The sequence below is a fragment of the Enterobacter sp. DTU_2021_1002640_1_SI_PRY_ASU_LCPMC_013 genome (assembly GCF_032389435.1).
GTDB classification, from domain to species: Bacteria; Pseudomonadota; Gammaproteobacteria; order Enterobacterales; family Enterobacteriaceae; genus Enterobacter; species Enterobacter hormaechei_C.
In genome coordinates this window covers 1,766,037-1,780,225 of sequence record NZ_CP135594.1, presented here as the reverse complement: position 1 = coordinate 1,780,225, position 14,189 = coordinate 1,766,037, and the positions used below count along the sequence as shown (strand labels likewise).

General features: G+C 56.9%; 11 protein-coding genes. 6 read left to right on the top strand and 5 right to left on the bottom strand.

The features are described 5' to 3' along the window. Positions 1 to 56: 56 nt before the first annotated feature. Genes potA through potD form a run of 4 tightly spaced genes read left to right on the top strand, consistent with a single transcriptional unit; the run spans position 57 to position 3,865 of the window. Positions 57 to 1,205, top strand: a complete 1,149-nt coding sequence (gene potA, locus RS584_RS08435) for a spermidine/putrescine ABC transporter ATP-binding protein PotA (protein WP_162837483.1) — start codon at positions 57 to 59, stop codon at positions 1,203 to 1,205. Continuing rightward, positions 1,189 to 2,046 (top strand): spermidine/putrescine ABC transporter permease PotB, encoded by an 858-nt coding sequence (gene potB, locus RS584_RS08430; protein ID WP_017693625.1) that lies wholly within the window; start codon positions 1,189 to 1,191, stop codon positions 2,044 to 2,046. Before potA ends, potB begins: the two co-directional genes overlap by 17 nt. Next, on the top strand, positions 2,043 to 2,834 hold the full coding sequence (gene potC / locus RS584_RS08425) for a spermidine/putrescine ABC transporter permease PotC (protein WP_015570805.1): 792 nt from the start codon (positions 2,043 to 2,045) through the stop codon (positions 2,832 to 2,834). The genes potB and potC overlap by 4 nt, the downstream gene beginning before the upstream one ends. Beyond that, a complete protein-coding gene (gene potD, locus RS584_RS08420) occupies positions 2,831 to 3,865 on the top strand; it encodes a spermidine/putrescine ABC transporter substrate-binding protein PotD (protein WP_015570806.1) in 1,035 nt (344 codons plus the stop codon). The genes potC and potD overlap by 4 nt, the downstream gene beginning before the upstream one ends. A gap of 34 nt (positions 3,866 to 3,899) precedes the next feature. Here potD and cobB read toward each other — a convergent pair whose 3' ends face one another. The 5 genes from cobB to lolC are packed head-to-tail and all read right to left on the bottom strand — an operon-like array spanning position 3,900 to position 8,839. Next, positions 3,900 to 4,721 (bottom strand): Sir2 family NAD+-dependent deacetylase, encoded by an 822-nt coding sequence (cobB, locus tag RS584_RS08415; protein ID WP_006809226.1) that lies wholly within the window; start codon positions 4,719 to 4,721, stop codon positions 3,900 to 3,902. Positions 4,722 to 4,735: 14 nt separating this feature from the next. Further along, a complete protein-coding gene (gene nagK / locus RS584_RS08410) occupies positions 4,736 to 5,647 on the bottom strand; it encodes an N-acetylglucosamine kinase (RefSeq protein WP_047062615.1) in 912 nt (303 codons plus the stop codon). Between the two features lie 54 nt (positions 5,648 to 5,701). Continuing rightward, on the bottom strand, positions 5,702 to 6,946 hold the full coding sequence (lolE, locus tag RS584_RS08405) for a lipoprotein-releasing ABC transporter permease subunit LolE (RefSeq protein WP_017384711.1): 1,245 nt from the start codon (positions 6,944 to 6,946) through the stop codon (positions 5,702 to 5,704). Beyond that, on the bottom strand, positions 6,946 to 7,647 hold the full coding sequence (lolD, locus tag RS584_RS08400) for a lipoprotein-releasing ABC transporter ATP-binding protein LolD (RefSeq protein ID WP_315749330.1): 702 nt from the start codon (positions 7,645 to 7,647) through the stop codon (positions 6,946 to 6,948). Before lolD ends, lolE begins: the two co-directional genes overlap by 1 nt. After that, on the bottom strand, positions 7,640 to 8,839 hold the full coding sequence (gene lolC, locus RS584_RS08395) for a lipoprotein-releasing ABC transporter permease subunit LolC (protein WP_017384712.1): 1,200 nt from the start codon (positions 8,837 to 8,839) through the stop codon (positions 7,640 to 7,642). The genes lolD and lolC overlap by 8 nt, the downstream gene beginning before the upstream one ends. 256 nt (positions 8,840 to 9,095) lie before the next feature. Here lolC and RS584_RS08390 point away from each other — a divergent pair, with 256 nt between their 5' ends. Further along, positions 9,096 to 10,169 (top strand): acyltransferase family protein, encoded by a 1,074-nt coding sequence (locus RS584_RS08390; RefSeq protein ID WP_017693630.1) that lies wholly within the window; start codon positions 9,096 to 9,098, stop codon positions 10,167 to 10,169. A gap of 567 nt (positions 10,170 to 10,736) precedes the next feature. Then, positions 10,737 to 14,183, top strand: a complete 3,447-nt coding sequence (gene mfd, locus RS584_RS08385) for a transcription-repair coupling factor (RefSeq protein WP_315749327.1) — start codon at positions 10,737 to 10,739, stop codon at positions 14,181 to 14,183. Positions 14,184 to 14,189 lie beyond the last annotated feature (6 nt).

Here is a 14,189-nt window from a genome sequence, read left to right as displayed (position 1 = left end):
GCCCTCATTACGAGTCACCAAGGTGGTTACACACAAACCCCGCTTCAGTCTGCTGCCTGAGGCGTCTATATGGGACAGCGCGAAAATTGAATACACAACCCCGTTCCCTTTCACCGCTGGTGCAACTGGAACGAATTCGTAAAAGTTTCGATGGCAAAGATGTCATTTCCGACCTTAATCTGACCATCAATGACGGTGAGTTTCTCACGCTGCTCGGCCCCTCCGGCTGCGGCAAAACCACCGTCCTGCGCCTTATCGCCGGGCTGGAAAGCGTCGATAACGGCCATATCCATCTTGAGAACCAGGACATAACCCAGGTTCCAGCCGAAGATCGCCACGTCAATACCGTCTTTCAGAGCTATGCCCTGTTCCCGCACATGACCGTGTTTGAGAACGTGGCGTTTGGCCTGCGGATGCAAAAAACACCGGCCAGCGAGATCCCACCTCGGGTTACCGAAGCCCTGCGTATGGTACAGCTGGAGGCGTTCGCCCAGCGCAAGCCGCATCAACTTTCCGGTGGTCAGCAGCAGCGTGTGGCCATTGCCCGCGCCGTGGTCAACAAACCTCGCCTGCTCCTGCTGGATGAATCCCTCTCCGCGCTGGACTACAAGCTACGCAAGCAGATGCAGAACGAGCTGAAAGCGCTTCAGCGTAAGCTCGGCATCACGTTCGTGTTTGTCACGCACGATCAGGAAGAAGCCCTGACCATGTCAGACCGTATCGTGGTGATGCGCGACGGCAAGATTGAGCAGGATGGCACCCCGCGTGAAATTTACGAAGAGCCGAAAAACCTGTTCGTCGCCAGCTTTATTGGCGAAATCAATATCTTTAACGCCACGGTGATCGAGCATCTGGACGATCGGCGCGTTCGCGCGAACGTGGAAGGCCGCGAATGCAATATTACCGTCAACTTTGCCGTCGAGAAGGGTCAAAAGCTCAACGTCCTGCTGCGCCCGGAAGATCTCCGCGTTGATGAGATCCACGACACGGCTGACGTCGAAGGTCTGATCGGTTACGTTCGCGAACGCAACTACAAGGGAATGACCCTCGAATCCGTTGTGGAACTGGAAAACGGCAAAATGGTGATGGTCAGCGAGTTCTTTAACGAGGACGATCCGGACTTCGACCACTCGCTGGATCAGAAAATGGTCATCAACTGGGTAGAAAGCTGGGAGGTTGTACTGGCTGATGAAGAACACAAGTAAGTTCCAGAATGTGGTGATTGCCACGATCGTCGGTTGGCTTGTGTTGTTTGTCTTTCTACCCAACCTGATGATCATCGTAACCAGCTTCCTGACCCGCGACGACGCGAACTTCGTCGCGATGGTCTTTACGCTGGACAACTACGCGCGCCTGCTCGATCCGCTCTATTTTGACGTGCTGCTGCACTCGCTCAATATGGCGCTGATTGCTACCCTCGCCTGTCTGGTGCTGGGGTATCCATTCGCCTGGTTCCTGGCCCGCCTGCCGCAAAAAGTACGGCCGCTGCTGCTGTTTTTACTGATTGTACCCTTCTGGACCAACTCGTTAATCCGCATCTACGGGCTGAAAATCTTCCTCAGCACCAAAGGTTATCTGAACGAGTTTCTGCTGTGGCTGGGGGTGATCGAGACGCCGATCCGCATCATGTTCACCCCGGGCGCGGTAATTGTCGGCCTGGTCTATATCCTGCTGCCGTTTATGGTGATGCCGCTCTACTCCAGCATTGAAAAGCTCGATAAACCGCTGCTGGAAGCGGCGAAAGACCTGGGCGCCAGTAAGTTACAAACCTTTGTCCGCATCATTATTCCGCTGACCATGCCGGGTATTATCGCCGGCTGTCTGCTGGTCATGCTGCCTGCGATGGGCCTGTTCTACGTATCGGATCTGATGGGCGGGGCGAAAAACCTGCTGATCGGTAACGTGATTAAGAGCCAGTTCCTGAATATCCGCGACTGGCCGTTCGGCTCGGCCACCAGCATAACGCTGACGGTGGTGATGGGGCTGATGCTGCTGGTTTACTGGCGTGCCTCACGCCTGCTGAATAAGAAGGTGGAGCTGGAATGATCGGTCGACTGCTTCGCGGCGGTTTTATGACCGCCATTTATGCGTATCTCTATATTCCGATAATCATTTTGATCGTGAACTCCTTTAACAGCTCACGCTTTGGGATCAACTGGCAAGGGTTTACCACCAAATGGTATGGCCTGCTGATGAACAATGACAGCCTGCTACAGGCCGCTCAGCACTCGCTGACGATGGCGGTATTTTCTGCCACCTTCGCGACGCTGATTGGCTCACTGACCGCCGTGGCGCTGTACCGCTACCGTTTTCGCGGTAAGCCGTTCGTCAGTGGCATGCTGTTTGTGGTGATGATGTCCCCGGATATCGTGATGGCCATTTCACTGCTGGTGCTGTTTATGCTGCTGGGCGTCCAGCTCGGTTTCTGGTCGCTGCTGTTCTCGCATATCACCTTCTGTCTGCCGTTTGTGGTGGTAACCGTCTACGCGCGTCTGAAAGGGTTCGACGTACGCATGCTGGAAGCGGCGAAAGATCTGGGTGCGAGCGAGATGACCATTCTGCGCAAAATCATTCTGCCGCTGGCGATGCCCGCCGTGGCAGCAGGATGGCTGCTCAGCTTTACCCTGTCGATGGACGACGTGGTCGTGTCCTCCTTCGTCACCGGGCCGAGCTATGAAATTCTGCCGTTGAAGATCTACTCAATGGTTAAAGTCGGTGTTTCACCCGAAGTGAACGCGCTGGCGACTATTCTGTTGGTGTTATCGCTGGTTCTGGTGATTGCCAGCCAGGTTATTGCTCGTGATAAAACAAAATCTCAGGGGACACAGAAATGAAAAAAATGCTTGCCGCTGCGGCATTAGTGCTCGGAATGGGCGCCGCGCATGCTGATGACAGCAAAACGCTCTATTTCTACAACTGGACCGAGTATGTGCCGCCGGGCCTGCTGGAGCAGTTCACCAAAGAGACGGGCATCAAGGTGATCTATTCGACCTACGAGTCGAATGAAACCATGTACGCCAAGCTCAAAACCTATAAAGATGGCGCGTATGACCTGGTGGTGCCGTCGACCTATTTCGTCGACAAGATGCGCAAAGAAGGCATGATCCAGAAGATCGACAAAACGAAGCTAACCAATTTTTCAAACCTCGATCCTGAGATGCTAAACAAGCCGTTCGACCCGAACAACGACTACTCCATTCCGTACATCTGGGGCGCGACGGCAATTGGCGTCAACAGCGATGCCATTGATCCAAAAACGGTTTCATCCTGGGCTGACCTGTGGAAGCCGGAATACAAAAGCAGCCTGCTGTTAACCGACGATGCGCGCGAAGTGTTCCAGGTTGCGCTGCGTAAACTCGGCTATTCCGGTAACACCACCGATCCGAAAGAGATCGAAGCGGCGTATAACGAACTGAAAAAGCTGATGCCAAACGTGGCGGCGTTCAACTCGGATAACCCGGCTAACCCGTATATGGAAGGTGAAGTGAATCTGGGTATGGTCTGGAACGGCTCTGCGTTTGTGGCGCGTCAGGCCGGGACGCCGCTGGAGGTGGTCTGGCCGAAGGAGGGCGGCATCTTCTGGATGGACAGCCTCGCGATCCCGGCGAATGCGAAAAACGTCGAGGGCGCTCTGAAGCTGATCAATTTCCTGCTGCGCCCGGATGTGGCAAAAGAGGTGGCGGAAACCATCGGCTACCCGACGCCAAACCTGGCCGCGCGGAAGCTGCTCAGCCCTGAAGTGGCAAATGATAAATCGCTTTATCCGGACGCTGAAACCATCAGCAAAGGGGAATGGCAGAACGACGTCGGTGACGCGAGCCGCCTGTATGAAGAGTATTATCAGAAGCTAAAAGCAGGCCGTTAATGCATAACGGGCGACGCAATGTCGCCCGTTACTCTTACAGCCCCTTCAGGAGTTTATCCACAAAGGCTGGCACCACCTCGCTCGCCAGACCGTAATGTTTCTCTTCAAACTCGCTCCCAACCTGGCTTGGCTCCAGATTAAGCTCCACCGTATGGGCACCTTGCAGTCGCGCTTCGTGAACAAATCCTGCCGCCGGATAGACATGTCCTGAGGTACCAATGGCGATAAAGACGTCCGCCATAGCCAGGGCGCTGTAGATCTCATCCATTCCCAGCGGCATTTCGCCAAACCAGACCACATGCGGACGCAGACGCGAAGGGAACTGACAGCAGTGGCAGCGGTCTTCGTCCAGCACGTCCTCTTTCCAGTCCAGCACCTGACCACTCCATGCGCACCGCACCTTGAGCAGTTCGCCGTGCATGTGAATGATGTTGTGGTTTCCGGCCCTTTCGTGAAGATTGTCGATGTTCTGCGTGACCAGCAGAAAACGATCCCCCAGCGCTTCCTCCAGCTTTGCCAGCGCCAGGTGCGCCGCATTCGGCGCAATCTCCGGCTGCTGAAGCTGGCGACGGCGGGCGTTGTAGAACGCCTGTACCAGCGCCGGGTCGCGGGCGAAACCCTCCGGCGTCGCCACATCTTCAACTCGGTGTTCTTCCCACAGTCCGTCCGCCGCGCGGAAGGTCTGAATACCGGATTCGGCGGAGATCCCCGCCCCGGTCAACACCACCACTCTGGGTTTATCCATCGCTTCTGGCATCATCCTGTCTCTGAAAAAGATCCGCTGACGCAGGCGTTCACGTAAGCGGCGTTTATTTTTGCGAAAACGGCTGAGTCGACCCTGGCGACGCGACAGCATAATAACCTCGTAAACTAATCGGTGAGATGAAGGAATGCGGCTCCGCGCATGCCTCCTGCGTCCCCGTGTCGCGCGCGTTCAATGCGCGGCACGCGGGCGACCGGCAATAAATGTCGGGGCAGACGCCCGGACAACTGTTCCGTAATCGCAGTGAAATTTGACAGCCCTCCCCCGATCACCAGCAGATCCGGATCGACGATGGTCAGGATATTCCCCAGGCACACGGCCAGCAGGTCGAGATAGCGTTCAACGTGCTCTCGCGCCTGCGCATCCCCTTGTTCCCACAGGGTAATGATTTCGGGGGCGTCATGTTTCTGATGATAGAAGTGTTCATAAAGCCATGCAAACCCACGGCCTGAAAGGTAACTCTCAATACAGCCGTGCTGACCACAACCGCAGCGGATCAACGGGAAATCACGTCCGACAACATCCAGCGCATCCACCGGCAGACGGATATGACCAAATTCGCCGGTAATGTAGCTGCGCCCGGTAATGGGCTTACCGTTAATGACTATCCCGCCCCCCACACCGGTTCCGAGGATCAACCCCATCACCAGCGGATAGCGACGAAACTCGTCGTCCCAGGCCTCTGAGAGAGCAAAACAGTTGGCATCGTTGTCTAAGCGCACGTCGCGCTCAAGGAGAGCAGAAAGATCGGCACGCAGCGGTTTGCCGCTGGCAGCAGGAACGTTGGCAGCATACAGCGTGCCATCGTCGGTTTCGGGCATACCCGGAATACCAATGCCGACGCTGCCTTTGACGCCAAAGCGTTCATCCGCTTGCGCCACCAGCGCGGCAATGGCGGTTAAAAATTCATCGTAGCTTTCGCGCGGCGTGGGTACGCGGGTTTCCCATTGTAGCTTAAGGTCTTTATCGAACACGCCGAGCGCAATCTTGGTGCCGCCAATATCAAATCCGTAATACATGATGCATTCCTCTGTTTGATTCAGCGGCCAAAAGACCGCTAAACCATGACGAAATTACTGGCCACTTAATACCCTCGCCGGATCAATTCGGCTTGCGCGACGCGCCGGATACCAGCTTGCCAGCAGACTCAGTAAAAGTGCTGTAACCAGCACATAAATAACGTCCAGCCAGTGCAGTTCAGACGGCAGGAAGTCAATAAAATAGATATCGCCTGACAGGAACTGATGGCCAATAAGCGCTTCAATCCCGTTAATAATCGGCGTCAGCTGAAGGGAAACCACCACGCCGATCGCCACGCCGCAAAGGCTGCCAAACAGCCCCGCCAGCAAACCGTACCAGACAAAGATGGCGCGAATAAGACCGTCCTTTGCCCCTAAGGTACGCAGCACGGCGATGTCGCCGCTCTTATCCTTAACGGCCATGACCAGCGTCGAGACGATATTAAAACACGCCACCCCAATCACCAGCACCATCGCCAGATACATAATCGCGCGGATCATCTGGATATCACGGTACATATACCCGTAAGTGCCGATCCAGCTTTTGATGTAGACATAGTTATTGGTCACGCTGCCGGCGTCACGCACCAGTTTATTGGCGTTGAAGACATCGTTGACCTTAATGGCAATGCCCGTCACGCTGTCGCTCATATCCAGATACTGGCGCGCATCTTCCAGCGGCACCATCGCGAAGCTGTGATCGAGCTGGCCGCTCAGTTGCAAAATACCGGTGACGTGCAGACGGACGCGCTTAGGCTGCTGCAATTTGTGATCAGCGCTGGCGTTCGGGATCATGATCGAGACCCAGTCGCCCTGCTTCACCTTCAGCGCATCGGCAACGCCTTTGCCCATGATGATCTGCTGCTCGCCAGCCTTAAAGTTTGCCCATGCGCCATTTTGCACATAGCGCGGCAGCGCGCTCAGACGCTCTTCCTGACGAGGATTTACCCCTTTCACCTGAATGGCGCGCAGGTTTACCCCGCTCTCTACCAGCCCGGTAAAGTTGATGTAAGGTGCAGCCGCCGCAATGCCGGGCACCTTTTCCACTTTGTTAAGGGCATCACGCCAGCTGGACCACGGCTGGTTAACCGGCTCGATTTCACCGTGGGGGACAACGGCCAGAATGCGGTTATTCAGTTCACGCTCAAAGCCGTTCATGGCGCTTAAGCCCACGATCAACACCGCCACGCCCAGGGCGATACCGATGGTGGAGATCACGGAGATAAGGGATACCATCCCGCTCCGGCGACGACCGCGGCTAAAGCGTAACCCGATGAGTAACGATAACGGTGAAGCCATTACTCCGCTCCCATCAGCGTCAGTTCAGCATTCAGACGACCGTCGCGCATTTCCAGCTGACGCCCCATCCGCTTAGCCAGTTGTAAATCGTGGGTGACCACCAGAAACGCGGTTCCCTGCGCGGCGTTCAGTTCGCCGAGAAGCTGGAAAATGCTGTCTGCGTTACGCGCATCGAGGTTACCTGTCGGTTCATCCGCCAGCACCATGCGCGGGTTGTTGACCAGCGCACGAGCGATGGCCACACGCTGACGCTCACCGCCGGAAAGCTCAGACGGACGGTGATTTCCGCGATGACCCAGCCCTACCGCTTTTAGCATGTCGCTGGCGCGGGCATTAATTTCAGCGGGTTTCTTTTTACCAATCAGCAGCGGCATTGCGACGTTTTCCAGCGCCGTAAAGTCCGGCAGCAGATGGTGGAACTGATAGATAAAGCCCAGCTCGCGGTTACGCAGCTCGGCTTTCGCCGTAGACGACATTTTACTCAGCGGCTGCCCGGAGAAGATCACATCGCCTTCGGTTGGCGTGTCCAGCCCGCCAAGCAGATGCAGCAACGTACTTTTACCGGAACCGGAGCTGCCGACAATCGCCATCATCTCGCCTTCACCCACGCTAAAACTCACATTGTGCAACACGTCGGTCTGCACAGTGCCTTCCTGATAGCGTTTGGACAGGTTGTCGCACTGCAACAGGATCTTATTCATAACGTAAAGCCTCAGCGGGTTGAGTGGCGGCAGCCCGCCAGGAAGGATAAAGCGTAGAAAGCAGCGCAATGGCCATCGCGGCCAGCGCAATACCGACCACCTGGAGCGGCTCGATTGCCACCGGCAGCGCCGCGCCATCAAGCAGCGCGCCGATAATCGGCATGAGATTGTTGAGCTGGCTGGCGAGCAGCGCCCCCAGCGCCGCGCCGAGCAGCGCGCCGATGATGCCGGCGCTGGCGCCCTGGACCATAAATACCGCCATGATCTGGCGCGGAGTCAGCCCCTGGGTTTGCAGAATGGCGACTTCGCCTTGCTTCTCCATCACCATCAGCCCGAGCGAGGTGATGATATTAAACGCGGCAACGGCCACGATCAGGCTCAGCAGCAGCCCCATCATGTTTTTCTCCATGCGCACGGCCTGGAACAGTTCGCCCTTCCGGTCGCGCCAGTCCTGCCATTTCGTCCCTTCCGGTAGCGTCTGCTGGCTAAGGGTATCCACCTTCAGCGGCGCATCAAGCCACAGACGCCAGCCGGTGATATTCCCCGCGGGGTAGCGCATCAGACGCGAGGCGTCCTGAATGTTCACCAGCATCTGGTAACCATCAACTTCGCTGTTCGCCGCAAACGTGCCAATCACGTTGAACAGACGCTGGCTTGGCAGACGCCCCATCGGCGTAAACTGACTGGCTGACGGCACCATTACACGCAGCTGATCGCCACGGTTGACCCCGAGCTGCCCGGCAAGCTGCTCGCCGAGGATGACGTTGTATTTACCCGCTTCCAGGTCGGTTTGTTTCACATTGACCAGGAACGGCGTCAGCGGATCTTTTTGCGCCGGATCGATACCCAGCATCACCCCGACCGCCACGCTACGGGCGCTTTGCAGCACCACATCGCCCGTCGTGAGCGGCGCAACGCGCGTGACACCCTGTAACTTCACCGCGCTTTCCGGCAGCTGTTGCGGATTAACGGAACCCTGAGTGGAAGAGAGAACGGCCTGCGGCATCAGCCCCAGGATATTGTTTTGCAGCTCGCGCTCGAAGCCGTTCATGACGGAAAGCACCGTCACCAGTGCCATCACGCCAAGCGTAATGCCAATAGTCGAAAGCCAGGAGACAAAGCGACCGAAGCGGTCCGCGGCGCGCCCACGCATGTAACGTAAGCCTATAAAGAGTGCGACAGGTTGATACATGAAATCCGTCTGTTTGCTGATAGCAGACCCACGAGTATATAAGCGAATCCGCTAAGCGTAAATGACTGAAACCGTAAGATTCGGTAATCATTTTTCCGAAAAATTCAGATAAATCATCATGCTACTGACTGAACTTCCGCCAGACAGCCTCCACCTTTTCCGAAAATCGTCCTGATACAGACTGTTACCCGTTACATCAGGGTTTCATTTTACAACAATCGACCTTTCGTTTATGGCAACAAGGTCGTCACGCACAATGAAACAAAAAGCATTATGGATTAACCAGATAAAAGGTCTGTGTATCTGCCTGGTGGTGATTTACCACTCGGTGATCACCTTTTATCCTCACCTGGACGGGCTACAGCATCCGTTATCGGGCCTGCTCGCCAAATGCTGGGTCTACTTTAATCTTTACCTTGCCCCGTTCCGTATGCCGGTGTTTTTCTTTATCTCCGGCTATTTGATCCGTCGATATATTGACGAGGTGAACTGGCGCACCAGTCTCGACAAGCGGATCTGGAGCATTGTCTGGGTTTTGGCCCTGTGGGGCGTCCTGCAATGGCAGGCGCTGACTCATCTGAATGCCTGGCTCGCCCCCGAGCGAGAGCTGGCGACAGCATCCAATGCGGCCTACGCCGATTCCGTTTCAGGGTTTGTACGGGGAATGCTCACGGCCAGCACCAGCCTATGGTATTTGTACGCCTTAGTGGTCTACTTTACGCTCTGTAAGCTGCTGAGCCGCTGGAAACTGCCGATGCTGGGGCTTCTGGCGCTGGCAAGCATCGCCATCAACTTCCTGCCGTTACCGTGGTGGGGAATGAACAGCGTGGTGCGCAACATGGTCTACTACAGCCTCGGCGCATGGTATGGCGCGCAGTTGATGGCGTGGATGAAAGGGATGAATTTGCGCCGCAGCTGGCTGATCCTCATCGCCTCTGGTGCGGTGTCGGTGGTGCTGTGGTTCGCTAATGTCCCTCTGCCGCTCTCTCTGCTGTCAATCGTGGTTATCATGAAGCTCTTTTACAGCTTCGAGCAGCGTTATGCCGTTCATCCCAATAATCTGCTGAACGTCATCGGTTCAAACACCATCGCGATTTATACCACCCACCGCATTTTAATTGAGGCGTTTAGCCTGCTCATGATCCGCGAAATGAATGCGGCGTACTGGCCGATCTGGGCAGAGTTAACGCTGATTCTGGTCTACCCGTTTATCAGCCTGCTCGTCTGCACGCTGGTTGGGCTGGGGGCACGTAAGCTCTCAACCGCCCTCTTTGGCGATCTTTTCTTCTCCCCTCCCGCGCGGCTTTCGCCCGTGCCCACGACCCGCTAACTAACCCTGTCCCATGCGGGCTACAAAATAAGGCCTGCACAGACGGCTCCCTCTCCCTATGGGAGAGGGCTGGGGTGAGGGTGAACATACAGCTGTGGTGCTCGTTCCGTTCACCTTATGTTCCTTGCTATTCTATAACCGCACGAGCGGTGAACGTGCCAGGGTGGCTCAGTCGCCACCACCCTGGCAACCCGGGCTCCCGGCGGTAAATCGTCGCTTCGCGATACCCTCGGCTTATTCCTTCCGGCTGTCGGGTCGGGCATGAGCCTGCATCCATGCAGGCCACGCCCTCTCGGCGCATCCCTGCGCCTCGCCCCGGCCTTCAGGAAACGCCTCAGCGATTTACAGCCGGACCAGGGCATCGCTGAAAGCCCTCAGTTAGTCTGAAGACAACGTTATTGCTTCTGCTTTCAAATTACTGAGGAACCCTCTACCCATCCGGGGGCACTTTCCCTCTTGTGCGGTTACGATTTGCTTATGTAAAACGATCGAGGATAATAAAGACATTGCGTATCAGTGATATGCCCCAATATTGTTGGTATATCCCCAAGAGACTCTGACATAGCCATGCCTGAACACTATCGTTACTCCTTGCCTGTCAAAGCGGGCGACCAGCGCCAGCTGGGCGAACTCACGGGCGCGGCCTGCGCCACCCTGGTGGCGGAAATTGCTGAGCGGCATCCAGGGCCGGTGGTGCTGGTTGCCCCGGACATGCAAAACGCTCTGCGCCTGCACGACGAAATTCGTCAGTTCACCGACAGTCTGGTATTCAGCCTGGCCGACTGGGAAACGCTTCCCTACGACAGTTTTTCTCCGCACCAGGAGATCATCTCTTCGCGCCTGTCGACGCTGTATCAGCTTCCCACCATGCAGCGCGGCGTGCTGATTGTGCCGGTGAATACCCTGATGCAGCGCGTCTGTCCGCACAGCTATTTGCACGGCCATGCGCTGGTGATGAAAAAAGGCCAGCGCCTGTCGCGCGATGCCCTGCGCGTGCAGCTGGACGGAGCCGGCTATCGACATGTCGACCAGGTGATGGAGCACGGCGAATACGCGACGCGCGGTGCGCTGCTGGATCTCTATCCGATGGGCAGCGATCGGCCATATCGTCTGGATTTCTTTGATGATGAGATCGACAGCCTGCGCGTGTTCGACGCTGACACCCAGCGCACGCTGGAGGAAGTGGACTCCATTAACCTACTGCCCGCCCATGAGTTCCCGACGGATAAAACCGCCATCGAGCTGTTCCGCAGCCAGTGGCGCGACAGGTTCGACGTGAAGCGTGATGCCGAACATATCTACCAGCAGGTCAGCAAGGGCACCCTTCCGGCCGGGATCGAGTACTGGCAGCCCCTGTTCTTTAACGAACCGCTGCCGGCGCTGTTCAGCTACTTCCCGGCGAATACACTGATTGTTAACACCGGGGATATCGATGCCAGCGCCAGCCGCTTTGAAAGCGAAACGCGCGCCCGCTTTGAAAATCGGGGCGTTGACCCGATGCGTCCGCTGCTGCCGCCGGAAATGCTGTGGCTACGTACCGACGAGCTCAACGCAGAGCTGAAACGCTGGCCGCGCATGCAGCTCAAAACCGACGCGCTTACCGAGAAGGCGGCGAACACCAATCTCGCGTTCCGGACGCTGCCTGACCTGGCCGTCCAGGCGCAGCAGAAATCCCCGCTTGATAATCTGCGCAAGTTTCTTGAGTCCTTCACCGGGCCGGTGGTCTTCTCCGTTGAAAGTGAGGGTCGCCGCGAAGCGCTGGGCGAACTGCTGGGACGGATCAAAGTTGCGCCGAAGCGCATTCTTCGTCTGAGCGAAGCGACCGGAAATGGCCGTTACCTGATGATCGGCGCCGCCGAGCACGGATTCATTGATACGCTCAATAACCTGGCGTTGATTTGTGAAAGCGACCTGCTGGGCGAGCGCGTCGCGCGCCGTCGTCAGGACAGCCGTCGCACCATCAACCCGGACACCCTGATCCGTAACCTTGCCGAACTGCACCCCGGCCAGCCGATCGTTCACCTTGAACACGGGGTGGGTCGCTATCAGGGGATGACCACCCTCGAAGCAGGTGGCATCAAAGGTGAATACCTGATGCTGACCTACGCCAACGACGCCAAACTGTACGTGCCGGTGTCGTCCCTGCACCTGATCAGTCGCTACGCCGGGGGCGCGGAAGACAACGCGCCGCTGCATAAGCTGGGCGGCGATGCCTGGGCGCGTGCGCGCCAGAAGGCGGCGGAAAAAGTGCGCGACGTGGCCGCCGAGCTGCTGGATATTTACGCCCAGCGTGCGGCCAAAGAGGGCTATGCGTTTAAGCATGATAAAGAGCAGTATCAGCTGTTCTGCGACAGCTTCCCGTTTGAAACTACGCCGGATCAGGCCCAGGCCATTAACGCCGTGCTGAGCGACATGTGCCAGCCGCTGGCCATGGACCGCCTGGTCTGCGGTGACGTGGGCTTCGGCAAAACCGAAGTGGCGATGCGTGCCGCCTTCCTGGCGGTGGAAAACAACAAGCAGGTGGCGGTGCTGGTGCCGACTACCCTCCTCGCCCAGCAGCACTTCGACAACTTCCGCGACCGCTTCGCCAACTGGCCGGTACGCATAGAGATGCTGTCGCGTTTTCGCAGCGCCAAAGAGCAGACGCAAATCCTGGAACAGGCAAGCGAAGGCAAAATTGATATTCTGATCGGCACTCACAAGCTGCTGCAAAGCGACGTGAAGTGGAAAGATCTGGGGCTGCTGATCGTGGATGAAGAGCACCGCTTCGGGGTGCGCCATAAAGAGCGCATCAAAGCGATGCGCGCCGACGTCGACATTCTGACCCTGACCGCAACGCCGATCCCGCGCACCCTGAACATGGCGATGAGCGGCATGCGCGATCTGTCGATAATCGCCACCCCACCGGCGCGCCGTCTGGCGGTGAAAACCTTTGTTCGCGAGTACGACAATCTGGTGGTGCGCGAGGCGATCCTGCGCGAAGTGCTGCGCGGCGGCCAGGTGTATTACCTGTATAACGACGTTGAAAATATTCAGAAAGCCGCCGACAGGCTGGCAGAGCTGGTACCGGAAGCGCGCATCGCCATTGGTCACGGTCAGATGCGCGAGCGCGAGCTGGAGCGGGTGATGAACGATTTCCACCACCAGCGTTTCAACGTGCTGGTGTGTACCACCATCATTGAGACCGGGATCGACATTCCAACGGCGAACACCATCATCATCGAACGTGCGGATCACTTCGGCCTGGCCCAGTTGCACCAGCTGCGCGGGCGTGTCGGGCGTTCACACCATCAGGCCTACGCCTGGCTGCTGACGCCGCATCCGAAGGCGATGACCACCGACGCGCAAAAGCGTCTGGAAGCTATCGCCTCGCTGGAAGATCTGGGCGCTGGCTTTGCGCTGGCGACCCACGACCTGGAGATCCGCGGCGCCGGTGAGCTGCTGGGTGAAGACCAGAGCGGCTCCATGGAAACCATCGGTTTCTCGCTGTATATGGAGCTGCTGGAAAATGCCGTCGACGCGCTTAAAGCCGGACGTGAACCGTCTCTGGAAGATCTCACCAGCCAGCAGATCGAAGTGGAACTGCGCATGCCTTCTCTGCTGCCGGATGATTTTATTCCTGACGTGAATACCCGTCTGTCGTTCTACAAACGCATTGCCAGCGCGAAAAGCGAAGGCGAGCTGGAAGAGATCAAAGTCGAACTGATTGACCGTTTTGGGATATTGCCCGATGCGGCGCGCAACCTGCTGGATATTGCCCGCCTGCGTCAACAGGCGCAGAAGCTGGGCATTCGCAAACTTGAAGGCAATGAGAAAGGCGGCGTCATTGAGTTTGCCGAGAAGAACCACGTCGATCCGATGTGGCTGATTGGCCTCCTGCAAAAACAGCCGCAGCATTTCCGTCTTGATGGCCCGACGCGTCTGAAATTTACTCAGGATCTGACGGAACGTAAAACCCGCATGGACTGGGTGCGTAACTTTATGCGTCAGCTGGAAGAGAACGCCATCGCATAACGGTAT